Source organism: Peribacillus sp. NPDC097895 (genome assembly GCF_050277555.1).
Taxonomy (GTDB): Bacteria; Bacillota; Bacilli; order Bacillales; family DSM-1321; genus Peribacillus.
The window spans coordinates 958,113-983,660 of the sequence record NZ_JBNNSH010000001.1 but is presented as its reverse complement, the minus strand read 5'-3'; the positions used below and the strand labels follow the sequence as shown (position 1 = coordinate 983,660).

Genomic DNA, 25,548 nt, shown 5'->3' with positions numbered 1-25,548 from the left:
CGCACTTAACGACCTTCGTTCTTTCAGTTTACAGCCCGCATTTTAATTGTGCTCCACAATTCGTGCAAGTGTTGCATCCGCCCATTTCCTGTACTTCACCTTTACGGCAGACTGGACAAGTGTTGCCTACTTCCGACCCAATTGTAACATTCGTCGAACGCAGTTCATTTATCGTATCGACCAATACGACTTTTTTCTTAACTTCCACATCATTCAATTCGTCCATTTCAAGCTGCTCGTCCATTTGGTTTTCTTCCGCTTTGAGCGTAAGAACCTGACTGTCACGGCTGCCATCCACATACACCGTACCACCTTTTGCTCCGCCCTTATATAGACGTTCATATACTTTTTCAACTTGTTCAACAGTATATCCTTTAGGAGCATTGACCGTTTTACTGATCGAGCTGTCAATCCAGCGTTGAATGATGCACTGAACATCAGCATGTGCTTCAGGAGCTAATTCCATTGCGGAAATGAACCATTTTGGAAGCTCTTCTGTATCCGCTTCTGGGTGACGGTCCAAATATTCCTGTACAATGTCAGCCTTAACTTCAATGAATTTACCAAGTCGTCCGCTACGGAAATACGTGAAGGAGAAATATGGCTCAAGTCCTGTTGATACCCCAACCATCGTTCCTGTGCTTCCTGTAGGAGCAACAGTCAATAAATGAGAGTTGCGGATTCCGTGTGCAGCAACACTTTCCCTGATATCTTCCGGCATTTTTTCCATAAACCCTGTTTGTGTGAAGCGTGTTCTAAGCTCATCGGTTTCTTTATCCGTTGACCCGATCAGGAACGGGAAACTGCCTTTTTCTTTAGCAAGTTCCACGGAAGCCCTGTAAGCTGTAGTCGCAATCGTTTCAAACACCTTGTCAACCAGGATATTTCCTTCTTCAGATCCGTATTCCGTTTCACAGTAAATTAACAGGTCATGCAGACCCATTACACCAAGTCCAACCCGGCGCTCGCCGAGAGCCTGTTTTTTGTTTTCATCCAAGAAGTAAGGAGTTGCGTCAATGACATTGTCCTGCATACGCACACCGACTTCAACGGTAACTTTAAGCTTTTCGAAATCAACCGTTTTGTTGTCTTTATCAGCCATTTCCGCTAAATTGACAGCAGCAAGGTTACATACTGAATATGGAGCCAATGGCTGTTCACCACATGGGTTCGTAGCTACGACCTGTTGACCATATGCTTTAGCGTTAGTCATTTCATTAGCATTATCGATAAAGAAAATACCAGGTTCTGCAGAGTATGTCGCACAAATGTTTATTAAGTTCCAAAGCTCTTTAGCTCGGATTTTACGGTAAACACGAACTTTGTGACCCATTTTCTCCCATTCACGAACATCACCGACTTTATGCCATTCTTCATTATAAGTAGCCATTTCTTCGGCATTATAGCTTTCAACATCAGGAAAACGCAATTCATATTCTGCATCTTGTTCTGCTGCTTCCATAAATTCCTTGGTCAAGCAAATCGAGATGTTGGCACCTGTAAGAAAATCTGAATTATGGACACTGTACGTTCCGCCAGTACGTACCTTTTCCTCTGCATCCTTAATGATTTTCTCGCTAAATCCACCTAGACCGGGAATCTCTTTATAATTGATGATTCCTTGGTACATAGCAGATTCCTGTTCGGTATGCGGCGTGAACTTCAATTTATCCATCGCATATTTCTTGATGGCTTCATCTTTAGTGTTTTCCACTAGGTAACGCAGGATTCGGGGATTTTGCATTTTTGAAATGATGAATTCTGCAATATCCGGATGCCAATCAGCAAGCATGATCATTTGCGCACCGCGTCTGCTTCCGCCCTGTTCAACAAGATGCGTCAATTTCGCAATATCATCAAGCCATGACACTGAACCCGAGGATTTTCCATTAACCCCTTTTGCCAGCGTGTTTCTTGGACGCAGTGTCGATCCGTTCGTACCCACTCCGCCGCCGCGGCTCATGATTTCCATCACTTGTTTTCTATGTTCGGAAATCCCTTCACGTGAATCCGGTACGAATGGCATCACATAGCAGTTGAAATAAGTAACATCCGTATTGGAACCTGCCCCATATAATACGCGTCCTGCCGGGACAAAATTAAGGTTCTTTAATTCTTCATAGAATTTATTGAACCATTCCGTTCTTTTTTCTTCCGTGGTTTCAACTGAAGCCAAACCCGTTGCATTACGTTTCGCAATTTGTTCATAGTATATTTCAAGCGGCTTTTCGATAATATCCAACGGGCGGTTTATAATCCCCGTCTTCACTTCTTCCGGATTATCCAATACACCACGGAATTCATCATCCACCAATACCTTGGCTTTTTTCGTTTCCCAATCTATTTCAACGATGTGACCGAGACCCCGTGCCGGGAATTTCGGATCTTCCTTAATCGTCAACACGACGAAATCTCCTGCCGAGAGCGTGACTTTTTCAGTATCCTTAAAAGAATAGCGGTCAAGCATGACTAGACGGGACACTCCCTTATGCGTCATTTTCATATCAGCCGTTACAGGGTGCACCTGGGGAAATAAAGAAATATCCTTATTCAACCTTTCTAGATCAACCTTTAAAGCTTCTTTTATTACAACCGACATAATTCCCTCTCCTTTATATGTTTCAAGATCCGTTCTTGCCGCCGCAAAAATCTATATGTAGCCTTACATGTCCGTTTCGCTTAACAAGTACCCTAAATTTATCATAGCGAAACTCAAAAATCAACATATAGTGTCACTTTAAATATTTCAACCACTATATATTGTGTTTGTTTTGAATAACTTTTAATTTTGTCAAACGATAAATCAATTAATATAGTTAGCAAAAGGGAGGAAAATGTCGATTTACAATAATTTTTCATCAGATTTCAACTAATTTGGACCTTGCTTTTTCCCCATCCCTTTTAGGGCTTATCCCTGCAAGGAATAGCTAATTTGGTCAAACAAATCTGAAAAAACTTTTTTATTTTCCATTCTAATCACTCTGCTTTTTCTATCTCATGAAATTCCATTCATCGCTTTCATATTTGCTTTCTGCAATGGCTTTCACTTCCAACAATTGCTGTTCAGTGAGGACATATGGCTCTAAATCAATCGATAGTCCATCGGCAAAACCTTTTTCAAAAGCATCTTTCGCTTCCGGGATGGAAATCTTTCTACCGGCAATGTCATTTATCGCCACAGCTTTGTTCCTTAAGTTTTTTTGCATTCTTTCTTTAACCCTGTCATTCGAGAATTTAAATACGCTAAATAGCTTTTCCTCATCAAGATCAAGTAAAATGGCCCCGTGCTGAAGGATGACTCCCTTTTGCCTGGTTTGCGCACTGCCAGCCACCTTTCTACCCTCAACGACCAATTCATACCAGCTTGGAGCGTCAAAGCAGACGGATGATTTCGGTGCTTTTAAAGCCGCTTTCTCCTGCTCGGTTCGAGGCACGGCAAAATAAGCATCCAATCCAAGGTTCCTGAACCCCATTAATATTCCTTCCGATATGACCCGATATGCCTCAGTAACGGTAGTTGGCATTCCCGGATATGATTCTGGAACGATTACGCTATAAGTCAATTCATGTTCGTGCAGTACTGCTCGTCCTCCTGTTGGCCTGCGAACAAAACCAAGGCCCTGCCTTTTGACCTCTTCCAAATCAATTTCCGCTTCTGCCTTTTGAAAATAACCAATCGACAATGTCGCTGGATCCCAACCGTAAAAGCGTATGATTGGCGGAATTTCCCCTTTGCTTTGCCAATTTAAAAGGGCCTCGTCCAGCGCCATATTAAAAGCCGGTGAACAATACCCAGAATCTATAAATCCCCATTTTACTTTTGTCATCCTTACCCCTCATTTCAAATAGACTGTTTTTCGATAAGTCCGTTATTCCCCAAAAAAACTCACATGTAGTAGTTTAACAGACTTTAACACTCTAAAAAAGAAAGTGCTATTAAGTCGATAGAGAATTTGATGAAAATTCTTTTTGATTATTAAGTAAAGCAATTATATAATAAGTATTGTCTGTATTCGTTAAGGTAGAAGGGAGTTTTTATGTTTGGAACTATTATATACACTGCTCATCGTCGTAGGAGCGGTTATTGTGTATTCACTTTTTAATTGGTACCGCCAGCGTAAAATCGTTAAAACATTAACACAGGACGAATTTATCGCTAACTACAGAAAAGTGCAACTAATCGATGTGCGGGAACCGAATGATTTTGATAATGGTCATATCTTAGGCGCAAGAAACATCCCTATGACGCAAATGAAAACCCGCTTGGTCGAAATCAGGCCGGACAAGCCTGTATACTTGTACGCTCAAAGCGAAATCATCAGCGGAAGAGCTGCAGCCATGCTATACAAAAAGGGCTACAGGGAACTATTTCATCTAAAGGGCGGTTTCAAAATGTGGACCGGGAAAATCAAAGCAAAGAAATAAGACCCCATCTTTGCATGGGCTCTTTTAAATTAAAATGCCTTCATGTAAAAATGAAAGTTAGCTCATCGACTTTGATGAATTCTTTCACAAAATACATAACATGAAAAAATCCCGCCGGCAGGCAGGGATTTTTTTCATGTTAGCTATCAGGTTAGACTTGATAACGCAGAACCGGTTTTCTTGCTGCTAGAGTTTCATCAAGCCGCTTTATAACAGTTGTATGTGGAGCTTCCTGAACAACTTCCGGAGTTTCCTCCACTTCTTTGGCTATCTGGATCATTGCATCGACGAACGCGTCAAGTGTTTCTTTTGACTCCGTTTCAGTCGGTTCTATCATCATTCCTTCTTCCACGTTCAACGGGAAGTAAATGGTTGGCGGATGATAACCAAAATCAAGCAGCCTTTTGGCTATGTCGAGAGTCCTAACGCCCAATTTCTTTTGGCGACGTCCGCTTAATACGAATTCATGCTTACAATGGCGATTATATGGTAAGTCAAAAAATGGTTCTAACCTTCGCATCATATAATTTGCATTGATGACCGCATTCTCGGTGACGGCTTTAAGACCATCAGGACCCATTGAACGAATATACGTATATGCCCTTACATTTATTCCAAAATTTCCATAATAAGGTTTTACCCTGCCGATGGATTGCGGGCGATCATAATCCAGAACAAATTGCTCATCTTGTTTGACCACCTGCGGTTTAGGCAAGAAGGGAATCAAATCCGACTTTACGCCAACAGGACCAGAACCCGGTCCGCCGCCGCCATGCGGGCCTGTGAACGTTTTATGGAGATTTAAGTGAACCACATCAAAGCCCATGTCACCCGGGCGGGCTTTCGATAGAACTGCATTCAGATTGGCTCCGTCATAATAAAGCTTCCCACCAGCATCATGGACAAGTTGTGCCATTTCCAAAATGTTTTCTTCAAACAATCCCAGCGTATTTGGATTCGTCAGCATCAATGCCGCCGTATCCGATCCAACCACACGCTTTAAATCATCAAGGTCGACTAATCCATTTTCATCGGATTTCACTGTTATCGTTTCAAGTCCGGCAACAGTGGCAGAAGCTGGATTCGTACCGTGTGCAGAATCAGGTACAATCACTTTCGTCCGTCCTGTATCGCCATTCGCCTCGTGAAAAGCACGAATCATCATTAGCCCTGTCCATTCACCATGTGCACCTGCTGCAGGCTGCAGCGTCACTTGATCCATCCCTGTGATTTCCGTTAAATGTTCCTGCAAATCAAACAAAAGCTCCAAAGCTCCCTGAACAGTAGTCGGATCCTGATATGGATGGATGTGGGCAAAACCGTTAAAACGGGCCACATTTTCATTTATTTTCGGATTATATTTCATCGTGCATGAACCAAGCGGATAAAAACCCGAATCCACCCCATGATTACGTTTGGAGAGTGCCGTATAATGGCGCATGATATCCAGTTCAGACACCTCAGGAAGCTCTGCCTCTTCATTACGGATGTAGTCGGCAGGAAGAATTTCTTCGAGCGGAATAGTTGCCACATCCATTTCTGGCAGACTGTATCCGATTCGGCCGGATGTACTGATTTCAAAAATGAGTGATTGATCTTGATTATTCATGTTGATCCCCCAATTCCTGCGCAAGTGCATCAATTTCTTCTTTTGTTCTAAGTTCCGTTACTGCGACAAGCATATGGTCTTTCAGCTCTGGATAAACGGTCCCTAAATCAAAGCCGCCAATCATTCCTTTTTCAAATAGGTTTTTATTGATTTCTGAAAACGAAGAAGGAAGTTTAATCACAAATTCATTAAACGATGGACCATCGAACTTCAGTTCTATCCCTTTTTCCCTAATAGCTTTTTTTGCATAATGTGCTTTTTGAATATTTTGCACGGCCATTTCTTTGACTCCCTTTTTCCCAAGCGCGGTCATCGCAACAGAAGCTGCCAAGGCATTCAAAGCTTGGTTGGAGCAAATATTGGACGTGGCCTTATCACGGCGAATATGCTGTTCACGTGCTTGGAGCGTCAGCACAAATCCCCTTTTTCCATCTTCATCCACCGTTTGACCGACTAGACGGCCCGGCACTTTGCGAACAAGTTTATTCGTGACTGCAAAATATCCACAATGGGGGCCACCAAAAGCAGCTGGAATGCCGAATGGCTGGGCATCTCCCGTTACGATATCTGCGCCGAGTGAACCTGGTGGTGTCAAGGCTCCTAGTGCAAGCGGATTACTGGAAACGATAAACATGGACTTAACGCCATGAATGATTTCTTCCATTTCTTTCAATGGTTCGATGCGTCCAAAAAAGTTCGGATATTGCACAATCACTCCCGCAACGTCCTCATTGGCCAATTCCCTTAAAGCAGCCATATCCGTCACACCGTCTTTATAAGGAATTTCGATCACTTCCACGCGTTGGCCTTTTGCATAGGTCTTCACAACTTCCCTTGATTCAGGGTGTACTGCTCCTGAAATGAGGATCTTTTTACGGCGTGTATGGCCTGAAGCTAGCATGGCTGCTTCAGCTAGCGCCGTTCCTCCGTCATACATGGAGGAATTGGCTACATCCATTCCCGTCAATTCACAGATCATCGTTTGATATTCAAAGATGGCCTGAAGCTCCCCCTGTGAAATTTCAGGCTGATAGGGTGTATAAGCCGTATAAAATTCAGAACGTGATAGAACATGATCGACGATGACTGGTGCATAATGGTCATACACACCCGCGCCAAGGAATGATGCATAGTTTTTTAGATCCGCATTCTTGGCAGCAAGCTTCGATAATTCTTTCATTAGTCCAGGCTCTGATTTAGCTTGTTTGATGTCATATTCTCTTTGAAAGCGAACACTTTCAGGGATATCATTGAAAAGGTCTTCAACAGTAGGTACCCCTATCACTTCCAGCATTTCTTTTTTATCTTGCTCTGTCATGGGTAAATAACGATGTTTCATCTAATGACCATTCCCCTCTATTTACGTGGTTTTTTATAAAAAGGTGTTTGTATGATAACGGCTTTCAATCGTTTGGAACGGATTTCCACTTCGACTTCGGCATCCAATACCGAAAATTCTTTATCGATAAGTACCAATCCAACATTTTTCTTCAATGTTGGAGATTGGGTACCAGTGGTGACCTCGCCAATGACTTTGTCTCCGCTGTAAACCTTATAACCATGACGAGGAATGCCACGGTCAATCATTTCAATTCCTACAAGCTTGCGAGGAGCCCCGTTCTCCTTTTGCTCAGCAAGAACGGCTTTTCCGAAAAAGTCAGGTTCCTTATCCACTTTAACCGCAAAGCCAATCCCGGCCTCAATTGGGGTGATGTCCGCTGAAAGCTCCTGCCCATAAAGCGCCAGTTTTGCTTCAAAACGCAGGGTATCACGGGCACCTAAACCTATCGGCTGTATCCCTTCTTCCTTGCCAGCATCAAGAATTGCCTTCCAAAGATCCGGGCCATTTTCACTGCGGCTATATATCTCAAAACCATCTTCACCCGTATATCCAGTACGGGATACCATTGTGGAGATACCATTTATCATGACATTTTCCTTGAACTTGAAAAATCCAATTTCACTTAAGGCAGTATTTTCTGATAGTTTTTGCAATATCTTCTCTGCAGATGGTCCTTGAAGTGCTAGCTGTGTATAGTCACTAGATACATTCGTAATTTGGACATCTTCAGAAAGATTAGCTTGCAGCCAATTGAAATCTTTTTCTGTATTCGCTGCATTGACTACTAGCAAGTAATCATCCTCAGCCCTTTTATAAACGATGAGATCATCTACCGTGCCTCCGTTTTCATAACACATAGCCGTATATTGGGCACCACCCTGTTGCAGCTTTGATACATCATTGGTCATCATCTTCTGTAAAAAAGAAAGGCTTCCAGGACCCTTAACATCCACTTCCCCCATATGGGAAACATCGAATAAACCCGCTTTGGTACGTACGGCTTCATGTTCATCCTTGATACCCGAAAATTGGACAGGAAGTTCCCAGCCGCCAAAATCAATCGTTTTCCCTCCGCATTCACGATAAACCTCAAATAGTGGTGTTCTTTTTAAATTGGTCAAAAAATGACCCCCCTCGGATTTTTTATAATTAAATCGGCTTCAAAAAGCTTCTTGTCATACCCATCAGAAATCCTGAGTCATGATGTAAAAAAAGCACAAAAAAGGACAGAGAAAGCCCGTTTGAGCTTTTTCTCTGTCCTGAAACCTGAAAGTTTACCTATATAATAGGTTTTCCCCTTTGGTGGCCATCCCAATACGGGCGGCGCTCTCCAGAGTTGCGTCCAATAAGAGTTCTTTTGCCTGAGAGATTCACTGCTAAGTTTGCTCCTTCGGCGCTACATCCGTAGTCTCTCCCCTTATCTTCACCCGCATATAAAATGTCTACCAATGAAAGCAAGTGAACCACTCCCAACCATTAGTAAAGCATCGGAAGCATTTAAAGACCCCACACTCCAAAAACTTTCCGGAACCAATTGAATGATCTCCTTCAGTTATCATGGATAAAGCAGGAGCCTATTGCCCATACTAAGGGCACGTAAACTGAAAAATCGATATAAAATAATTCATTTTCAGCGTTTGGAAATTGGAATTTTCTAAATATACTTATATCCTACCCTAAGAAACTTATCTCTGCAATATCTTTTGGAGATAAATATTTTTCTTACTTTATATATGAAACGTTCGGATTTTGACCTTATATTAAGGAATTTATGATTTAAGAGGGAGTTATTTCTATGAAAATCAATATATCCTTCAATTCTGAATGGAATGACGAGTTTTTACAAAAGATCGAGAATGATGGTCCATGGGGAAATTGGGAGCTGTATAAGCTTGCTGTTCAAATGGAGGAAAATCTCATCATCCCTGATTTTGAAGGTTTACAGGCGCCCAAGCACCTTCCGCAATTAACCCCGCTTCCCCACCAATTGGAAGCAGCAAAACAAGTAGTGGAAAAGATGAATGGCAAGGCCATATTAGCCGATGAGGTAGGGCTCGGAAAAACAATCGAGGCTGGCTTGATCCTAAAAGAGTATATGATTAGAGGCCTTGTAAAAAAAGTATTGATTCTTGTACCGGCTTCCCTTGTGACACAATGGGCTTTTGAATTGAATACCAAGTTTCATATTCCAGCAGTCGTTCAGCGAAAAAGTTATGTTTGGGACTCCTGCGATGTGGTCATTTCATCCATAGATACAGCGAAACGCGCTCCACATCGTGATATCATTTTCAATCAGGAATATGACTTCATCATTATTGACGAAGCTCACAAACTTAAAAATAATAAGACGAAGAATTATGAATTCGTCCAAAATCTGAAAAAGAAATTTTGTTTACTCCTGACAGCAACTCCGATTCAAAATAAAGTAGAGGAAATTTTTCACCTTGTTTCGTTATTGAAACCAGGACACTTGGGAAATGCTTCACTCTTTTCAGAAAAATATAAAGGGAAAGGAAGGAACATAATTGAAGATGAACACCTAAAGGAACTGGTCAACACTGTAATGATTCGAAATCGGCGGGCTGATACTGGTATTGAATGGACGAAAAGGCATGTGGAAACGATCAACATTGAATTTTCCCCAACTGAACAGGCCTTGTACGACGCCGTTTCCCAATTCAAGCCGATTTCAGATGGATCAAAAGGTAGCGCCTTTTCGGCTCTCACCCTCCAAAGGGAAGCATGCAGCAGCAGAGAGGCAGTTTTTTATACATTAAAGAATATGAAAGCTAAATACGAACAACCCTCGCCTGACTTTTTGGCCAAGCTTGATGATTTATTTACTAAAGTGAATGAAACGGTTCAGAATTCCAAGGCTGAAAAAGCCTTGGAACTGATCAAGAAAATTGATGACAAAGTGATTATCTTTACCGAATATCGGGCCACTCAGCTATATCTTCAATGGTACCTACAACAGAATGGAATTTCTTCAGTTCCTTTCCGAGGCGGTTTTAAGCGTGGAAAGAAAGACTGGATGCGAGAATTATTCCAAAAGAATATACAGGTACTAATTGCTACAGAAGCTGGCGGGGAAGGAATAAATCTTCAGTTTTGTCATCACTTGATTAATTTTGACCTGCCATGGAACCCCATGAGACTTGAGCAAAGAATTGGCCGGATTCATCGGCTTGGTCAGGAAGAAGATGTGATGATTTATAACTTTGCCACGAAAAATACAGTTGAAGAACATATTCTAAAGTTACTTTACGAAAAAATTAATTTATTTGAAAAAGTAATTGGTGAATTGGATGATATTCTAACCAAACTGGATATTAGCAACATTGAAGAATATTTAATTGATGTGGTCGGTGAATCCAAGACAGAGGGCGAAATGAAAATCAAGATGGATAATTTTTCGTCGTTAATTCAATTCGCTCAATCGATGAAAGAAGGTGAGATTCATGCAGCAACAGGAAATTCATGAATTTTTAATAACATACTTTAATGCCAATGATTGTGAAATACTAGAAAATACATCAGCCCACCTAACAGTTCAATTGACGATTGAAATGGATAAAGAATTAATGAATCGTCCCTTTTATTGGCACTATCTAGAAAAAACAGGTGGCATTCCGAATCCGGCCAAGATTACTTTCATTACCGATCCAGAACATGCTCCACCAGATTTGAAGGGAGAAATGATTCATTTTGGATCTCCTCGCCTACATCAGATCATTCAATCAACAAAAAAGCTTGCAGGGTATACTCGGCTTTTTGAGAATACCGCTCCATCAAAAGGTGGGAATAATCCATTGTACCCCTGGCTAACCATGAATGTGAAGATATCTTATCAATGCGATCGTAAAAAAGATACCTTTATGTCGATCGGATTGAATTTAATCTCAGGCGAGATCATGGAAGGTTTTCACCATCGGGTTTTACCGGTTAAGGTCACCCCCAAAATACCGGATTACTCCTATACACTTTCACCGCTAATCATGCCAAAGAGTGGATTGGCAAGACTGGATACATACATCAGAAGAAGTTTCGAAGGGGATGACCATTCTTGGGCGGAAGAAGCCATATTGCGCTGGCAGAATGACTTGAATTTATTGGAGCATTTTTACAAAGATATGGATGAGAAAAGTGACAGCTATTATACCGAAAAAGAAGCATTAAAAGCGCAATATGAACCGAACATTAGAATCTCCATCATTAACGGAGGATTATTTTACCTTTCAGATAGAGCGTTGGGATAGGTAAACGTTGCTTAATAAAAAAACAGATGTCCTAGGATTGGGACATCTGTTGGCAAAAGGGGATTCAGAATGGTCTCATCCGGAACCATGATTTAAATAGGGCTAGGGGATATTTTATGGTTTTTACTGATTTGTGAAATGCTTATTGGATTGAAGAAATTTGCGACACGCCTTTCGAATAACTGGCTAGCCAAGACCCCGCAGACGCTTACGGCGAGGAGGCTTGGCAGAAAGTCGGCGGAAAGGGAGCGAATTTCTGAAAACAACTGGAACGTTTTTTAATGAAAAAAACTGTAGGCAAACTCGCTTTCTTCGAATTTGTCTACAGTCTGATTTCTCCTAAGATCGGACATTTAATTTATTTTTTTATATTATTCCTTACGAACATCGACAAAGCGAAAGGGACAATGCCAAACCAATGGGATATACCATGATTTTTATCCTCTTTTCTATGACGGCGCTTTTCTTTACGTTCTTTTCTAGTCAGATTGAAATATTCGACAAACTGTTGAGTCAGATATTTAATATAAGCATTAGTAGACATATAACATCACCCTATGAAAAGTATGCCCGGTTTACGCCACTTTTATTCCTCATGTGTTCCATAAACACATCCCTCACCCTTCAGGAGCTTTTAAAATGATCAACTAAGACTTCGTTGACCTAGAACATCACACAGCCTGTTTTTCTATCCATTCTGTCACTCTCCCCACTTCTATATCGTACTGAATGATGACCCTGCCCACTCGGTCATTTTTAGTTGTGGAAGTAAATTCAATATAAACATAAGGACTATCCTGTTTCGTCAAGGAATACCGCACCACACCATTTGGGTATGAAATCTCCCCTTGAGTGATCTTGGGGATTTCTCCTGCCCACTCTGCTGTCACATCCTTAACGGCAAGATGGACAAGATGATCTGCCACCAACGATTCTTCCACTTCTTTATAAAATTTTTTATCGATGATAAATTGATCGATCATTAATATCGTGAACATGATAAAAACACTCGCTACAATCATGACCATCGGGAAAACGACTCCTTTTTGATTATTCATCGACTTTCTTCTCATTTCTAAGGAAAGGGTGAAATCTTCGACTAAAAGTAGTCCCTGCTTTATCCGTTATATGGATAACAATGAAATTGCCATCCTTTTTTACCTCGAATTCCAAAATATTTTGCAAGATGACTTCATGTCCCATACCATTCACACGTCTGCGGACCATATCTTCATATTGCTCAATGGATGATAATTGTTCGCCCGATAGCAAATACAATTTATTTCCCATTACATCCTGAACTTTAGAACTCCTGACTTCCTGCTGCATTTGCATGGTAAAGACCTCCCACTCTTTAGGATTCAATTTGTCGTTGGCCACCATCTGGGTGTGAATGATTGAAAAAAGCTGTAAGACAAATAGAGATGTCGTCATTAAAATCATTAAAGAAAAAAGCATTTCGATCATCGTAAAGCCATCATTTTTTCGCAGCATCACAAATGGATTCACTTTTACCTGATGCATCTTCATAACGTACACACCCTTCAATCATTCCCGGTAATTCCCCTTTGTCCTTCCAAATCAATTCATACGATCTTTTTTGGATAATGATTTCCTGTTCAAGTGCTTGTATCTCCCCATCCACAAATGCCGTCAATCTTTCATATAGTAAATGGTGGGCTTCTGTCCTTATGACAACATTTTTCCGAAGTATCATTAACTCCTCAAGAATCGGTAAAATGGAAAGGATCAAGAATATACAAACAGAAAAGGCAGCTATCAGCTCAAGGTAGACATATCCCTTACAATTTCTCAATCCTGAACCTCCCCTTACCGATATTGAGCACAAATTTGTAATTTCCTTTTGACGTGTCAATCGTCAGCGTTCCGGCTTTTGAAGCATTTCCATATTGATTGAAATGAAAACTAAACCCTAATGTGCCACTTAAAAAGTGTATATCCTTTGGTATCTTTCTCTCTAGAACGATTCCATCATAAAATGATGAAACGGTATAAATCTTGTTCGTATTATCAAAATGGAGGTAAACCAAGCTTTCATGACTGATGGCATACTGTTGTGCATAGAAAAGGTCGTCTTTCAATTGAGAAAGAAATAGCCTATTTTCCATTCCTTTCGTGAAGCTAGGATATAAATTGGGACTGAGGGAAATCAGAAGCACAAAAATGAAGAGGACAATAAGGGTTTCCGTCAGGGTATACCCCCCATTCGAATGCTGTACATTCACGTTTCTCTTACTGAACAACTGTAATCTTTCCTTTGTTATCCAAACTTATATCATCTCCATTAGGACAGGAAGTCTGTTTAAGATACCCTTGACTTTCCAATTCATCGATACTTTTGGGCAGTTTTCCATTGTCAATCTCATATGCTTGCACCTGGGCTTGAGCCATCTTCACGAATGCTTCACATCCTCTAGAGTGGATCGTCGATTGATTCTTTGTAATATTGGGTATGGTAATAATTAGAAGAATGGATATGACAAGCAAAACGATAAGCATCTCAATTAGTGTAAAACCTTTTTCATTCATCACTTTCTTCATATCTTCCTGCTTATGAAACCATCAGGTTCCAGAAGGTTTCATGAGCAGATTCACCTCCAAAATTCATTAGTAAAATTTATATACCTTCCAGCAGAGAGAACATCGGCAGCAAAACCGCTAAATAAATGGAAACGATCAAAAGACCTATCAAAGAAAACATAAGAGGCTGGATGGTTTTCAAGATTGCATTCATTCTCTCTTCAATTCTCTCAAGCAAAAAACGACTATAATGAAGCAGCTCCGCATCAAGTCTGCCGTATTTTTGGCCATTTGCAGCTACAACTGGTAAATTCGCATCAAAATAAGGGAGCTCCCGAAAGATCACTTCGAGCGATCTTCCCTCGGTAAGATCATCCTTAATGATCGAGCATAGTTTTTGATAAAAAGGCTGCTGCTGATTTTTAGAGAACAACTTAATGCTCTCGTTAATGGATAGCCCTCCTGAAAGTAAACCACTTAATTGGCATGCAAAAAAATACGTTTCATATAACTTGATGAAGGTCCCTGATATCGGGATGCCCATTAAAATCCTTCTCTGTCTTAATGGGCATAATCCGTTAAACCAAAATCGTTTGAGTACATACATGAATAGGAGCAATCCGAGCAAAATGAAGGGGAAAACAGGGAGAATGAATGAAGCAGCTGACAATATTTTGAGGAAGATATTCTGCTCAACATTCATCGTGAAAAAAATGGTCTGAAATTCAGGAAGGAGGACACTCTGCAGAATATAAAACACGATACTTACAAAAAACACCAAAAACAAGGGATACACCATTAACTTTTTTACTTTTTCCATATCTTCCGTTCTTTTCTTCCAATATCGCCCTCCATCTTTCAACGCCCGATCCAGGTCGCCATATTGTTCTCCATAAAAAATATAACTTACAAGTTGTGGATGAAAATGAAGATGGGTCAACACTTGATGCAACGTATATCCGTTCCTTAAATCCTGTATAGCATGAGTAAAATCCCCTGCTTTCTTCTTTGATTCCTGAAACTCGAGAAAATGTAAAGCATCTGCCAATGGATAGCCATGGCTCAATAATTCCCCTAACTTCGAAATAAAGATTGCTTGTTCTTTTATCTTCCATTTACTCTTTTGCTTCATGGTATACCAACCGTTCATATTCATGTGAATCCACATAGCCCATTGCAACCGCTTTTCCTATTTCATCCTTTAATTGACGGTAGTCTATTAATGTCTTTCTTTTTTCCCCCAACATCTGTATAACCTCCGCCAAACTTTTTCCATATAGCAATTCATACACACTTGCCCTTTTATTTCTTACAGTCATTTGGCAAGCTAAAGCACAGTCCCCTTTACAGGGAACACATCTCAATTCAACCAGCCGCTGTGCTGTCACGCCAATCAAACTCTGTTCTATCTCTAGCATGCTGACACCGAATTCAAGTAACCTGGAGATCGCTCCTTGTGCATCCCTTGTGTGCATGGTCGTAAGGATCAAATGACCGGTCAATGCGGCACGCACTGCGATTTTCGCCGTTTCGGAATCCCTGATTTCCCCAACCATGATCACATCCGGATCATGCCTTAGCACTGCTTTTAGGCCGACAGAATACGTAATGCCCGCCTTTTCATTGATTTGGACTTGCAGAACCTTTTCGGATACATTTTCAATGGGATCTTCAAGTGTAATGATATTTCGATTGATCAACTCATGCGCATGATGAAGGAGGGAATATAGTGTCGTGGTTTTTCCACTACCGGTTGGACCGGTAAATATGAGCATGCCATGGGAGTGCTTCAGAAGTGCAATTAATTTTTGAATGGTGTTTGGAAATAAAGATAACTGTTCTAGAGGAAGGATATTCTGTTGGGGTATTAAGCGGATGACCAAACTTTCGAGATGGGCAGTGGGTAATGTGGAGAGACGGAGACCAACCACTTGGTTAGCTAAATTGATGGTGATTGCGCCACTCTGAGGTCTCCTTTTCTCCCCTATATCCATAGCGGCAAGGAACTTCAAATGGGCTATGAGCCTTTCAGCTTCGAAGAGCGTTATTGTTTCTTGAGGAACGAGCTTATTGTCTACTCTGAATTGGATGAGGGGGCCCTCCTTGCGAAAAAAAATGTGGATATCCGATGCAGATAACTGAATCGCCCGGGTAAGTATTTTTTCTGCTGTCTTTTCAATCGATATCAAATCATTCATCACCTCCTATGATTCTTGTTAGTAAAAATTCGACAACCCACGACAAATTCCTGCTTCAAAATAAAAAAATTCCCGAAAAAAATTTCGAGAATCAACTTACATGCTCATTTTCAAATCCACCTTATGTGAGACCAAATTTCTTAATGCATCTTCATTGTGACCAATCACTAATTTTTCCCCATCAATAAGGATGGGCCTTCTTAATAACTTCGGTTCTCTTGTCAATAATTGGATGACATCAGAAAGCAACATTTCGTCAATATTAACATGTAAGCCTTTGTATGCTTCACTTCTTGTTGCTAAAACTTCATCAAGGCCTTCCGTTGTCAAGGCAAGAATTCTTTTTAACTCTGCTTCAGTTGGAGTTTCTCTGAATAAATGTCGCTCATCGAAGGAAATATGATTGGCTTTTAACCATTTTTTTGTTTTTCGGCAAGATGTACAGCTTGGGTATGAAAAGAAAGTTAACTGCTCCATTCAAACACTCCCCCGTTCACATTTTGTATATATTTATATCATATATAACGAGTGTATAATATATGTATAATAATTGTATATCTTTTTGCACCATAAAACCGTTTAAAATGTGAACTTTTTTTAAACTAAAGGGAGTTTGCCCTTTCTGTTATTCCATTTTTTTCTGCCTGTATTATAATGGGCATAATTAACTATGTTACAGCAGGAGGGTATTAATGGAACAAACATTAAGAATAACAAACGTGTTAGCAGATCCAACCCGATTTTATATTTATCAATTTATTGTGAACAACCATGGCGATGTATCGGTACAGCAAATCGCCGAATCTTTTAAAATCCATCCAAATGTTGCCCGTTTACATTTATCAAAACTTGAGGATGTTGATATGCTCACTTCGGATGCTCGCAAGACGGGGAAAGGCGGACGGCCCGGCAGGCTTTATCGATTGTCTAATAAAGTCATTCAGCTTCATTTTCCGTATAGGGACTATCAGCTGCTATCAAGGATTGCAATCCAGACGATGATGACATTAGGAGAACAAGGGAAACAGGCTCTTTATGAAACGGGAAAATTATTCGGAGGGGAATTGATCAAAGAGCAACTATCTTTGAACTCAACACCGATTGATGGACTTGCTTTTTCGGAAAAAGTCGACATGCTTAAAAATGCGGCTACCATTGCAGGCTTCTCACCTGAAATACAAGCAAGCGAAGTAGAAAATAAAATTTACTTTCGTATCTTCAATTGTCCGTTTAAGGAAGTTACTGCAGTAGAGCCAGATACAATGTGTTCCATGCACAATTCATTTTTAAAAGGGATGTTCGAAGCCTTGTTTGACAATGTACATATTGTGGAAATAGAAAATATGATGTCCAATTGCGCAACATGTTCTTATCAGGTTTCTGTTCTCACATAGAAACAAAAGGCATCCTTTACATTACCTTACAATTTCATTTATAATTATTTGGAATGTACACGACAGACATAAGGAGGGATTCGGATGGAACGAATGTTCAGAGTATGTGGATTTTGGACAGGAATTATGGCAATTTTCTTTTATCTTGGCCATATGCATCAAACTTCTTTACTTTTCTTTGCACAAACTATCTTTTTTGTACTTTTAAGTTATTTGAAATTATCTGAGCGCATGTATATTTACGTTTTCGGCGCCTATCTTACCGTTTTCTTTGCAGGATTTTCCTACTGGAGCGTATTTATGATGACTCCGGGTACTGCGCATTAAGAACAAGCAATTTACATAACCCATGAATTTTGATTCATGGGTTTTTACTTGTCCTTATACAGGAAAGAGCTTTACTTCTTGAAATAAATTCTTCGATTGAAGCAACACTCTAAAATGTGCACTAAATCCCCCTGGTACGATTAACCCCCGAATTGCCCGATTGCGTTTTGCCGTTTTTGAGAATGGATCGGTCTCTTGGTGTTCCTTCAATTCCTCAAGTATCCCAGTTTTAAGCAGGAATTCATTTTGCGGATAAAGCCCCTCATTGGAAAGACCCTTTCTTTTTCCACTTCCGATTAATGTGTCAAAATGGATATGTGTCGTCAAATCCATATCACCAGGATACATAAGGGCATCTTTAATCATTTCATGCTGATAATAGCCCCTCAAGCTCCCTTGAAGATGAGCTGGCTCCTTCCATTCCTGTTCGGTATAACCATAATCAATTGTAAGGAAAATACCCGATATGATACTCGAAGCGATTTTCTCATATTCCTCGACCATTTTTAGCGGAACTTCGTATCTTTGTTTTTCTTTTATTATGATGGCCCTCTCTGTTAGGTAAGATAGAACGTCAGGGTTTACCAAAGGTTCCCTCACTTCAACCAGATGGCCTTCCTTCACAGCGACGAACACCTCTTCAAGGGCTCCATTATTCTTTTCAATCACATGTACAGGTAAAGCATCGAATAGTTCATTTGAAAAGACGACTCCATTTATTTTCTTCCATTTTTCTAAACTGGTAGCAAATACTGCCTGTTGGAACATCCCTAGACGCTTCTGTTGAATCTTTCTGTGATACGGACTGCTATCAACAAGAATATACGTTAGAGAGTCCCATATACGCGGTTCCGTTTCTTTAATGAAACCGAGGATGTCATTAGCCAACTTGCCGTCACCTGCACCAATTTCAACGATTCTCGGTGAAACTCCGCACACTTTTATCAAATAAATAAACCATCTGGCGAGTGTCCTCCCAAATGCATCCCCAACATTTCCAGACGTATAAAAATCCCCTCTTGAGCCGATTTTCTCTTTTTCCCGTACATAGTAACCAATATTTGGCGAATATAAAACAGCATCCATATAGTCATGATAGGAAATTCTTTTTTGGGGGCTGCTTTCTATCAATTTAATCAAGTGATTTTTCAACACAATGCCACCGCCTCCGCCATCATATTTAGAGATTAATCCTTCCCCTAATTTTGTGAACTAGCTACATGGTCAAAAATAAGTTATTTCATCGACAATCTACAGAAAATAATTCCAACTATATTTCAAAGTTCACAAAATGTTCAATTTATTATGGAGCATAATCAGTATAGTTGCGAAAATGTCTTTTTTCAATATTTTTACATGTAAAGAACTTAAAATAAAGCAGGTACCAAATGGCACCTGCAAAGGTTCTTATCTCAAAAAGGGATTTGTGTTCTTTTCATCTACTATTGTCGTGACTGGCCCATGCCCCGGAAAAACAATAGTATCATCAGAAAGTGTCAGCAGTTTCGTATCAATGCTTTTTAACAGCACGGACTCGCTACCGCCTATTAAATCCGTTCTGCCAATGCTTCCCTGGAACAAGACGTCCCCTGAGAAGAGAAGACGTTCTTCCTTTGCATAATACGAAACGCTGCCTGGTGAGTGTCCAGGGGTTTCAAATACCTCGAAAGTGAAATCACCAATAGTAAGTTCCTGCTCATTTGCCAGGATATGATCGGCCGGCTTCATGCGCATCGGGTTTTCAGGAAACCAGTTTTGGGAACCATTTAAAGCGGGATCAAGTAGCCACTTGGCCTCTTTTTCATGGATATAGGCAGGTATCTCATAATAATCCCGAATGGCATCCAGAGCACCAATATGATCAAAATGTGCATGTGTCAATAAAATAGCCAAAGGCCTCAATTTTTTTGTTTGTATGTACTGAATGATTTTCTGAGGCTCTTCACCCGGATCGAAAATGATGCAATCCTTTTCATTGGAAACTACATAACAATTCGTTTGCAGCGGGCCTAGAGGAATTTGTGTCCATTTCATTTCATCAACTCCAATATAATTTTCTATCTCCATCTTACACCAATTCAAGCTGCTAATGTTAATCCAGTTTACTTAAGCCATACAAGTGTCACCTTTTAAACCTCGACAAATATTTGAAAAAATATTAAAATATTAACAAATGCAATCTTTTCTACATATTTTTGGTAGTTGCTTTATTCTCTGGGTATATTATTAGAGATGAGGTATTCATTACGAAAAAGGGGGTTTTGATATGATATTAATGGTTGTTTTCGGACTTGTGGCTATCTTAGGAGTAGCCGCTGTATTTACTTCATTAAAAAAGAGAAACTTCTTAGGATTCATTTTTGCAGCCGGCAGTGCTGTCGTGTTTGGCTGGTTTACTGTTATGACTGTCATCAACAGCGGTTTTCCTGTTGCACATTAAAGAAAAAAGCTCGCCAACCGGCGAGCTTTTGTTATTGTTCATTATGTTTGTTTAAATAATCTTTGTATTTGATGGGTTTTCATATCAATGATTTTCTCAAATTGATATCCATATAAGCAGAGGTTGCCATCAAGCGAACAGCTTAATGGTTCATTTTCCATGTCCTTCATCAATTCTTCTTGTGTGCCTTTTTCCCAATTTAATTTAGTTAAGGTAAACCTTCCTTCATATTGGTCCGCATCTTTTGATTCATTAGGAATAAACGTTATGAATTCCTTGTTTTTTTCATTGAAATCGTAAGATGGAATCACCCAATCTGTAAAGTTTTTCAATAGTGGCACGGAAAAAGAGTGGATCGGTTTGTTTGCTTGATCATAAAATGCGTATGTACCCCGATCTTGTTTTTCTGTCTCCACTTGAATCGTCATCAGCGCTTGTTTCATTTTTTTGAAGTGAATGACATCGAGCATAAGACTATCCGCTCCATCATCATTCAGCGCTTTTCTTTCTAAGGGAGCCGTCAAAGCAGGTTCTTCCCTATCCCAATCAAGAAACATCAATTCCTTTTCACTTGCCCATTGAGCAAAGGGCTGCGGAAAGTCCAGTGTTTCCATTGTTTGATCATCTGGATTCAACACATAACTGCTATACGTCCAATCTTCATAAAAACTCGATAAAAACAACACGCCATCTTGATATGTATTCCACACATAAGATAATTCATAGGCTGGAATCGCTACAGTATAAAGCGGATTTCCTGTGTGATCGAGTATTGTGATTGATGCTTTACCAGAAGACGTGAAGGACGATACCAATATATGCGTACCAGACGGACTGATTGACACTTCAGAAAACGCAAAAGCCGGCTGATAAAAAATGGAGGTTTCATTCGTTTCCAAATTCCATGCCATCAGCTGGGATATTTTACTACCATCACGCTTTACAGAATATAAAATGGTTTTAGAATCAAGCCATCCATATATGGCTTCGATTTTTTCCGTTTCTGCAGTCGGGATCTTTAATTTGCTTACTGGAGTTTCCAGGGTAGATTGGGAGTGTTCTTTTTCCGTATCATTTACGGGTTTACTAAGGTCCTTGGAAGGCTCACAAGCCGAGATAAGAAGGATAGTGGAGATAAATAATGGGACGAAACACAACATCTTACAAATGGAAAGCCGCATACAAAGTGCCGCTTTGGATACTTTAATCCCCACACACCTCCCACTTCAAAACTAAAACGCCTGGCATATGTGAGCGAGACATTAGAAAGAGTGTAAGGATTAACCAATCGAACCCTTACGACTTTCATTATAAAGTAAAAATGAGCAAATGTGGCGAATAATTATCTTATATTTTTATGGAAGTATATTCCTTATGATAATGACATCACATATACAAGCCTGCCATCAAAATCTTAACGGAATCTTCATAAATTCCAGGCAAATGGGATAATGGAAGTGGATTAATTCCCTTTCCCAGCTCGATTGTGAATCCACCCCGCTTGAATTCCTGAATGAACCAATCTTTGTACCCTGCATGGCTATCAACGTATTGAACCGCCCGATATCCGCTTCGCTCCTCAAACTCCCGCGCAATACTTGCTGCCTGTTCGGGTTCATGTCCTTCATATCCCCAATAGAATTCCTTTCCCTGTGTATGAAGTGCCAGCACTCTTTCAAAGTTCCGTTTTTCAGCCAACTCCTTCAGGGCCAATGCTTCGGGCTCTGATAAAGCGGTCTCTCCCGGAAAATCCCTCGGGGCTGGAGCTTTTGGAATCTTTCTTTGCTTTTCGATCTCCCAATTGGCCGGATATTGATTATTCAGGTCTACTCCACGGATATTGGCTTTCCAAGCATAAAAGGCGGAATTGCCGTTATTTATTTTTAGGACATCGACTTTCCCCTCCGCTGCCTGCTCCCCCTTTAGGACTAGCTCCACTCCATCCGGATTAACCATCGGAACCATCGAAATGGTCACATCGTGATAGTAGGGCATACAATCCAACCCGCATAGTGTACAATCATTCGTTAATGCCAGCAGCAAATCATTCAGCCATTTCATCAAGACCGCCGAAGTGATCCATTCATTTGCATGGAATGAACCATTATAATGTATAACCTTATCACCTTGACCGATTCTTACTTCTAAGAGCTCTTTTCCTAATACACTCTTCCCGATCGATTCGACTTTAATGAAGGGGTAATGAAAAGATAGAATTTCAAGGTCATCAAGGAGTGATTGATAATCATAGGGCTTTTCGGTGACAAGGAAAGGGTACATGACCCGAACGGGTACGGAAAATGGTTTTTCTTCAACTTGGTTCATTAATACTATCGCATCGATAGGCAAGTGATACTGTAAAGCGATATCGGCTAATGTGATATCTACCCGAGGCTCTTCCTGAACAACGAACCCCGGTATTTGCACTTCCATGCCAATCGGCAAGACTCCGCCAGTAATGGCCGGATTCGCATCCTCGATCAAAACTTTAGGAATTTCGAACAATTCACTGTAATATGCCAAATTATCCCCGTTTCTGCTCACGACTTTCATTAAAGCCTCCGCCCCTTTCATTGTTTGATTTTATGAAACGATTAACAGAAAGATGTTCAGGAAGTTTCGTGTTACATAATTGGATGGCGCTGTTTCTGAATGGGCATAAATTCGCTGAAAAAACAAAAAAATCTGGATTACGCCAGGTTTCCAGTTTGTAGACAAAAGGTTCCGGAATGGTCTCATTACGAAACCCTTTTTGATTTTAGCCCATTTCTGGCACTCGCAATGTCCAGTTTGCATCTTCTTCTATTCATGGAGTATAAAACTTTAACTAAACTTTGGGCAATTGGGGTCCATCTTAGTTTTAAGACACAGTGGATTGGAGCGGGTGTAGGAGACTCCTGCGGAAAGCGAGTGCCCGGAGGGGAAATCAACGGTCAAATTTCAAACTAAAAAACTGTAGACAAACTCCATTATTATCGAGTTTGTCTACAGTCTGAAAACTGGATTGCGCCAGGTTTCTTTCTTTTTTCATCTTTTTTTCTCATAAAAGCGGAGCAAATCCCCGTATATGATTTTGTCTGAGTATTCAAGCTCCTGCTTCGCTTTTTCCAAATACTTCTCACATGGATCCCTTTCCGTCATCGCTCCTGTCTTTTTATCATAGCAGGTATCCATCGTATAGAGATAATCCTTCGTGATGAAACTGCTATCGCGAAGAACCGTGAATTCAATAGTCTCTTCTGAAAACAGATCTTTGCCGAATTCAATAAAATCGCCCGTTTTTATACCTAGTAAATGCATAAGTGTTGGCCTTACATCAATTTGACCAGAAACGGTGGAAATCGTTTTTCCTTTCTGACCTGGGACATGTATAATCAATGGGACACGCTGAAGCTGGACGGATTCGAAAGGCGTGATTTCCTTACCCAAGAATTGGCTCATGGCAGAATTGTGATTTTCCGAAATGCCATAATGGTCCCCATACATGACAATAATTGATTCCTCATATAGGCCAACACGTTTCAAATCTGCGATAAATCGTTCCAGGGCTTCATCCGTATAACGCACTGTAGGAAAATACTGATTTAAAGTTTTGGAATTCGAATCGTATGGTTCCAATGTCCGGTCTTCTTCATTCAATGTGAATGGGAAATGATTGGTTAACGTAATGAATTTTGCATAAAAAGGCTGCGGCATCCCTTCGAGGTGAGCGATTGATTGCTCGAAAAACGATTTATCATTCAACCCCCAATTGACGGAATTCTTTTCAGAGACTTCGTAGTCATCACTATTAAAAAACCGCTGGTACCCAAGCGAATCATACATCATGTCACGATTCCAAAAGCTTTTATTATTGGCATGCAGGGAAGCTGTATAGTAGCCATTTTCCGTTAATATTTCAGGGGTGGCTTTGTATTCATTTTGGGCATGTGTGAAAAATACTGCACCTCTTCCTAATGGATAGAGGGAATTGTCAATGATGAATTCTGAATCAGATGTTTTACCTTGGCCTGTTTGGTGATAAAAGTTATTGAAATAATAGCTGTCTTTAATGAATTCATTCAGAAAAGGGGTGATTTCTTCTCCGTTCACAGTTTTATTGATGACAAAGCTTTGAGTGGATTCCAATGAAACAAAAATCACATTCTTGCCCTTTGCTAGACCATATAAATCATCATTGACCTTTTTTTGATTGGCACGAACATAATTTTCAATTTCCGACAATTCACTGCCATCCGCTAGGGCACGCTGAGCCGATGATTTCGTCTGTAGTATTGCATCATAGAGGTGGTAATGGTACGTACCAATATTCTTAACGAGGATTTCGCGGTCAAAAGTTCTGGTCAGTAGTTCCGGACGCTCCGCTTCCGCCACGGCTAAATTAAAAAATGTCACTCCTAAAGCCATTAAGATAAAGAATTTACGGTCCTGCAAATTGTACGAACGTTCATGGAATGTTTTTGGTTTGTATATCGTCAGAAACATCAAGAACAGAAGATCGGCAAAATACAAAAGGTCACTCGGATTGATCAAATCTTGTACACTGCTTCCAAGATCGCTCATATTGCTCGTCTGGAAAAGAACGGGAATGGTTAAAAAGTCATTAAAAAAGCGGTAAAAAACAAGATTGGCAAAGAGCACGAGGGTTATGAAGAAACTCATGGTCAATAAGTACGCTTTTCGTCTATTTTCTTTTAAAAATATATTCATGCCAAGAGTAAGTAACAAGAAACTGACTGGATTGATCAATAGAATGAATTCCTGGATCCAATTTTCAATATCTATCTCAAAACTTGTTTTATAAGCAATGTATGTTTTAAGCCAAAGCGATAAAAATACGACCCAAAACAATGAATATCCCTGATTATTGAAGACCCCTTTCAAGCCTGGTCCCTCCTCATCGAATAAGCTCTGGAGCCATGATCCAGAGCGTGCTTCCATCATGGGTCATAAGTTCTCCCGTGAATTCAAAAACACAGCAAAAATGTCTTTCCGTCCCTTTAAGCGAGGTGA

The 25,548-nt window shown here is 40.3% G+C and carries 25 protein-coding genes and 2 riboswitches; of the genes, 6 read left to right on the top strand and 19 right to left on the bottom strand.

The window, feature by feature from the left end; all coding sequences use genetic code 11:
• Positions 1 to 28: 28 nt before the first annotated feature.
• Together ACQKMH_RS04675 and ACQKMH_RS04670 are read right to left on the bottom strand one after the other, a co-directional pair.
• Entirely contained in the window at positions 29 to 2,599 is a 2,571-nt protein-coding gene (locus ACQKMH_RS04675) for a vitamin B12-dependent ribonucleotide reductase (RefSeq protein ID WP_427586292.1), read from the bottom strand.
• Between the two features lie 391 nt (positions 2,600 to 2,990).
• The gene (locus ACQKMH_RS04670; RefSeq protein ID WP_427586291.1) at positions 2,991 to 3,827 is read right to left on the bottom strand and encodes a lipoate--protein ligase family protein; all 837 of its coding nucleotides are present in this window, start codon (positions 3,825 to 3,827) and stop codon (positions 2,991 to 2,993) included.
• Positions 3,828 to 4,041: 214 nt separating this feature from the next.
• Here ACQKMH_RS04670 and ACQKMH_RS04665 point away from each other — a divergent pair, with 214 nt between their 5' ends.
• A complete protein-coding gene (locus ACQKMH_RS04665) occupies positions 4,042 to 4,425 on the top strand; it encodes a rhodanese-like domain-containing protein (RefSeq protein ID WP_427586290.1) in 384 nt (127 codons plus the stop codon).
• A gap of 151 nt (positions 4,426 to 4,576) precedes the next feature.
• Here the strand turns inward: ACQKMH_RS04665 and gcvPB are convergent, their stop codons facing one another.
• From gcvPB to gcvT, 3 genes are read right to left on the bottom strand one after another with little or no spacing between them, the layout of a single operon-like run.
• Positions 4,577 to 6,034 carry an aminomethyl-transferring glycine dehydrogenase subunit GcvPB gene (gene gcvPB / locus ACQKMH_RS04660; RefSeq protein WP_427586289.1) on the bottom strand — a complete coding sequence of 486 codons (1,458 nt, stop codon included), beginning with the start codon at positions 6,032 to 6,034 and terminating at the stop codon, positions 4,577 to 4,579.
• Positions 6,027 to 7,373: an aminomethyl-transferring glycine dehydrogenase subunit GcvPA gene (gene gcvPA / locus ACQKMH_RS04655; RefSeq protein ID WP_427586288.1), complete on the bottom strand. Its 1,347-nt coding sequence runs from the start codon at positions 7,371 to 7,373 to the stop codon at positions 6,027 to 6,029. The genes gcvPB and gcvPA overlap by 8 nt, the downstream gene beginning before the upstream one ends.
• Before the next feature lie 17 nt (positions 7,374 to 7,390).
• Positions 7,391 to 8,497, bottom strand: coding sequence for a glycine cleavage system aminomethyltransferase GcvT (gcvT, locus tag ACQKMH_RS04650; RefSeq protein ID WP_427586287.1), 1,107 nt, complete (start codon positions 8,495 to 8,497; stop codon positions 7,391 to 7,393).
• 131 nt (positions 8,498 to 8,628) lie between these two features.
• Positions 8,629 to 8,712: riboswitch (glycine riboswitch) on the bottom strand.
• A 3-nt stretch (positions 8,713 to 8,715) separates the two neighbouring features.
• A riboswitch (glycine riboswitch) is annotated at positions 8,716 to 8,803 on the bottom strand.
• A 368-nt stretch (positions 8,804 to 9,171) separates the two neighbouring features.
• On the opposite strand from gcvT, the gene ACQKMH_RS04645 reads away from it, so the two are divergent.
• Both ACQKMH_RS04645 and ACQKMH_RS04640 read left to right on the top strand, forming a co-directional pair.
• Entirely contained in the window at positions 9,172 to 10,860 is a 1,689-nt protein-coding gene (locus ACQKMH_RS04645; RefSeq protein WP_427586286.1) for a DEAD/DEAH box helicase, read from the top strand.
• Complete coding sequence (locus ACQKMH_RS04640) at positions 10,838 to 11,635, top strand: YqhG family protein (protein ID WP_427586285.1); 798 nt, start codon at positions 10,838 to 10,840, stop codon at positions 11,633 to 11,635. Before ACQKMH_RS04645 ends, ACQKMH_RS04640 begins: the two co-directional genes overlap by 23 nt.
• A gap of 358 nt (positions 11,636 to 11,993) precedes the next feature.
• Here the strand turns inward: ACQKMH_RS04640 and ACQKMH_RS04635 are convergent, their stop codons facing one another.
• From ACQKMH_RS04635 to ACQKMH_RS04595, 9 genes are all read right to left on the bottom strand, one after another.
• On the bottom strand, positions 11,994 to 12,179 hold the full coding sequence (locus ACQKMH_RS04635) for a YqzE family protein (RefSeq protein WP_427586284.1): 186 nt from the start codon (positions 12,177 to 12,179) through the stop codon (positions 11,994 to 11,996).
• A gap of 127 nt (positions 12,180 to 12,306) precedes the next feature.
• Positions 12,307 to 12,693, bottom strand: a complete 387-nt coding sequence (gene comGG / locus ACQKMH_RS04630) for a competence type IV pilus minor pilin ComGG (RefSeq protein ID WP_427586283.1) — start codon at positions 12,691 to 12,693, stop codon at positions 12,307 to 12,309.
• On the bottom strand, positions 12,686 to 13,165 hold the full coding sequence (gene comGF / locus ACQKMH_RS04625; RefSeq protein ID WP_427586282.1) for a competence type IV pilus minor pilin ComGF: 480 nt from the start codon (positions 13,163 to 13,165) through the stop codon (positions 12,686 to 12,688). Before comGF ends, comGG begins: the two co-directional genes overlap by 8 nt.
• The gene (locus ACQKMH_RS04620) at positions 13,113 to 13,451 is read right to left on the bottom strand and encodes a hypothetical protein (protein ID WP_427586281.1); all 339 of its coding nucleotides are present in this window, start codon (positions 13,449 to 13,451) and stop codon (positions 13,113 to 13,115) included. Before ACQKMH_RS04620 ends, comGF begins: the two co-directional genes overlap by 53 nt.
• On the bottom strand, positions 13,438 to 13,899 hold the full coding sequence (gene comGD / locus ACQKMH_RS04615; protein ID WP_427586280.1) for a competence type IV pilus minor pilin ComGD: 462 nt from the start codon (positions 13,897 to 13,899) through the stop codon (positions 13,438 to 13,440). The genes ACQKMH_RS04620 and comGD overlap by 14 nt, the downstream gene beginning before the upstream one ends.
• Positions 13,889 to 14,197, bottom strand: coding sequence for a competence type IV pilus major pilin ComGC (comGC, locus tag ACQKMH_RS04610; RefSeq protein ID WP_427586279.1), 309 nt, complete (start codon positions 14,195 to 14,197; stop codon positions 13,889 to 13,891). The genes comGD and comGC overlap by 11 nt, the downstream gene beginning before the upstream one ends.
• 76 nt (positions 14,198 to 14,273) lie before the next feature.
• Positions 14,274 to 15,332, bottom strand: a complete 1,059-nt coding sequence (gene comGB, locus ACQKMH_RS04605) for a competence type IV pilus assembly protein ComGB (protein WP_427586278.1) — start codon at positions 15,330 to 15,332, stop codon at positions 14,274 to 14,276.
• Positions 15,292 to 16,365, bottom strand: coding sequence for a competence type IV pilus ATPase ComGA (comGA, locus tag ACQKMH_RS04600; RefSeq protein ID WP_427587508.1), 1,074 nt, complete (start codon positions 16,363 to 16,365; stop codon positions 15,292 to 15,294). Before comGA ends, comGB begins: the two co-directional genes overlap by 41 nt.
• 105 nt (positions 16,366 to 16,470) lie before the next feature.
• Positions 16,471 to 16,851 carry a Spx/MgsR family RNA polymerase-binding regulatory protein gene (locus tag ACQKMH_RS04595; RefSeq protein WP_427586277.1) on the bottom strand — a complete coding sequence of 127 codons (381 nt, stop codon included), beginning with the start codon at positions 16,849 to 16,851 and terminating at the stop codon, positions 16,471 to 16,473.
• Between the two features lie 215 nt (positions 16,852 to 17,066).
• Here ACQKMH_RS04595 and ACQKMH_RS04590 point away from each other — a divergent pair, with 215 nt between their 5' ends.
• Both ACQKMH_RS04590 and ACQKMH_RS04585 read left to right on the top strand, forming a co-directional pair.
• Positions 17,067 to 17,768, top strand: a complete 702-nt coding sequence (locus ACQKMH_RS04590) for a helix-turn-helix transcriptional regulator (RefSeq protein ID WP_427586276.1) — start codon at positions 17,067 to 17,069, stop codon at positions 17,766 to 17,768.
• A gap of 84 nt (positions 17,769 to 17,852) precedes the next feature.
• Complete coding sequence (locus ACQKMH_RS04585; RefSeq protein WP_076365317.1) at positions 17,853 to 18,095, top strand: DUF2626 domain-containing protein; 243 nt, start codon at positions 17,853 to 17,855, stop codon at positions 18,093 to 18,095.
• Positions 18,096 to 18,149: 54 nt separating this feature from the next.
• On the opposite strand, the gene ACQKMH_RS04580 is transcribed toward ACQKMH_RS04585, so the two are convergent.
• Complete coding sequence (locus tag ACQKMH_RS04580) at positions 18,150 to 19,250, bottom strand: class I SAM-dependent methyltransferase (RefSeq protein WP_427586275.1); 1,101 nt, start codon at positions 19,248 to 19,250, stop codon at positions 18,150 to 18,152.
• 252 nt (positions 19,251 to 19,502) lie between these two features.
• Complete coding sequence (locus ACQKMH_RS04575) at positions 19,503 to 20,129, bottom strand: MBL fold metallo-hydrolase (RefSeq protein ID WP_427586273.1); 627 nt, start codon at positions 20,127 to 20,129, stop codon at positions 19,503 to 19,505.
• Between the two features lie 232 nt (positions 20,130 to 20,361).
• Here ACQKMH_RS04575 and ACQKMH_RS04570 point away from each other — a divergent pair, with 232 nt between their 5' ends.
• Positions 20,362 to 20,535: a DUF2759 domain-containing protein gene (locus ACQKMH_RS04570; protein WP_034308396.1), complete on the top strand. Its 174-nt coding sequence runs from the start codon at positions 20,362 to 20,364 to the stop codon at positions 20,533 to 20,535.
• Positions 20,536 to 20,576: 41 nt separating this feature from the next.
• Here ACQKMH_RS04570 and ACQKMH_RS04565 read toward each other — a convergent pair whose 3' ends face one another.
• The 3 genes from ACQKMH_RS04565 to ACQKMH_RS04555 all read right to left on the bottom strand — a co-directional run bounded on the left by ACQKMH_RS04565 (position 20,577) and on the right by ACQKMH_RS04555 (position 25,479).
• On the bottom strand, positions 20,577 to 21,749 hold the full coding sequence (locus ACQKMH_RS04565) for a hypothetical protein (RefSeq protein WP_427586272.1): 1,173 nt from the start codon (positions 21,747 to 21,749) through the stop codon (positions 20,577 to 20,579).
• Positions 21,750 to 21,921: 172 nt separating this feature from the next.
• Positions 21,922 to 23,088, bottom strand: a complete 1,167-nt coding sequence (locus tag ACQKMH_RS04560; protein WP_427586271.1) for a M14 family metallopeptidase — start codon at positions 23,086 to 23,088, stop codon at positions 21,922 to 21,924.
• A 474-nt stretch (positions 23,089 to 23,562) separates the two neighbouring features.
• Positions 23,563 to 25,479 (bottom strand): LTA synthase family protein, encoded by a 1,917-nt coding sequence (locus tag ACQKMH_RS04555; RefSeq protein ID WP_427586270.1) that lies wholly within the window; start codon positions 25,477 to 25,479, stop codon positions 23,563 to 23,565.
• Positions 25,480 to 25,548 lie beyond the last annotated feature (69 nt).

Coding starts and splice junctions, on each gene's coding strand:
- ACQKMH_RS04675 (WP_427586292.1), bottom strand. CDS start 2,599: ATGTCGGTTGTAATAAAAGAAGCTTTAAAGGTTGATCTAGAAAGGTTG.
- ACQKMH_RS04670 (WP_427586291.1), bottom strand. CDS start 3,827: ATGACAAAAGTAAAATGGGGATTTATAGATTCTGGGTATTGTTCACCG.
- gcvPB (WP_427586289.1), bottom strand. CDS start 6,034: ATGAATAATCAAGATCAATCACTCATTTTTGAAATCAGTACATCCGGC.
- gcvPA (WP_427586288.1), bottom strand. CDS start 7,373: ATGAAACATCGTTATTTACCCATGACAGAGCAAGATAAAAAAGAAATG.
- ACQKMH_RS04645 (WP_427586286.1), top strand. CDS start 9,172: ATGAAAATCAATATATCCTTCAATTCTGAATGGAATGACGAGTTTTTA.
- ACQKMH_RS04640 (WP_427586285.1), top strand. CDS start 10,838: ATGCAGCAACAGGAAATTCATGAATTTTTAATAACATACTTTAATGCC.
- ACQKMH_RS04635 (WP_427586284.1), bottom strand. CDS start 12,179: ATGTCTACTAATGCTTATATTAAATATCTGACTCAACAGTTTGTCGAA.
- comGG (WP_427586283.1), bottom strand. CDS start 12,693: ATGAATAATCAAAAAGGAGTCGTTTTCCCGATGGTCATGATTGTAGCG.
- comGF (WP_427586282.1), bottom strand. CDS start 13,165: ATGAAGATGCATCAGGTAAAAGTGAATCCATTTGTGATGCTGCGAAAA.
- comGC (WP_427586279.1), bottom strand. CDS start 14,197: ATGAAGAAAGTGATGAATGAAAAAGGTTTTACACTAATTGAGATGCTT.
- comGB (WP_427586278.1), bottom strand. CDS start 15,332: ATGAATATGAACGGTTGGTATACCATGAAGCAAAAGAGTAAATGGAAG.
- ACQKMH_RS04595 (WP_427586277.1), bottom strand. CDS start 16,851: ATGGAGCAGTTAACTTTCTTTTCATACCCAAGCTGTACATCTTGCCGA.
- ACQKMH_RS04590 (WP_427586276.1), top strand. CDS start 17,067: ATGGAACAAACATTAAGAATAACAAACGTGTTAGCAGATCCAACCCGA.
- ACQKMH_RS04585 (WP_076365317.1), top strand. CDS start 17,853: ATGGAACGAATGTTCAGAGTATGTGGATTTTGGACAGGAATTATGGCA.
- ACQKMH_RS04575 (WP_427586273.1), bottom strand. CDS start 20,129: ATGAAATGGACACAAATTCCTCTAGGCCCGCTGCAAACGAATTGTTAT.
- ACQKMH_RS04570 (WP_034308396.1), top strand. CDS start 20,362: ATGATATTAATGGTTGTTTTCGGACTTGTGGCTATCTTAGGAGTAGCC.
- ACQKMH_RS04560 (WP_427586271.1), bottom strand. CDS start 23,088: ATGAAAGTCGTGAGCAGAAACGGGGATAATTTGGCATATTACAGTGAA.
- ACQKMH_RS04555 (WP_427586270.1), bottom strand. CDS start 25,479: ATGATGGAAGCACGCTCTGGATCATGGCTCCAGAGCTTATTCGATGAG.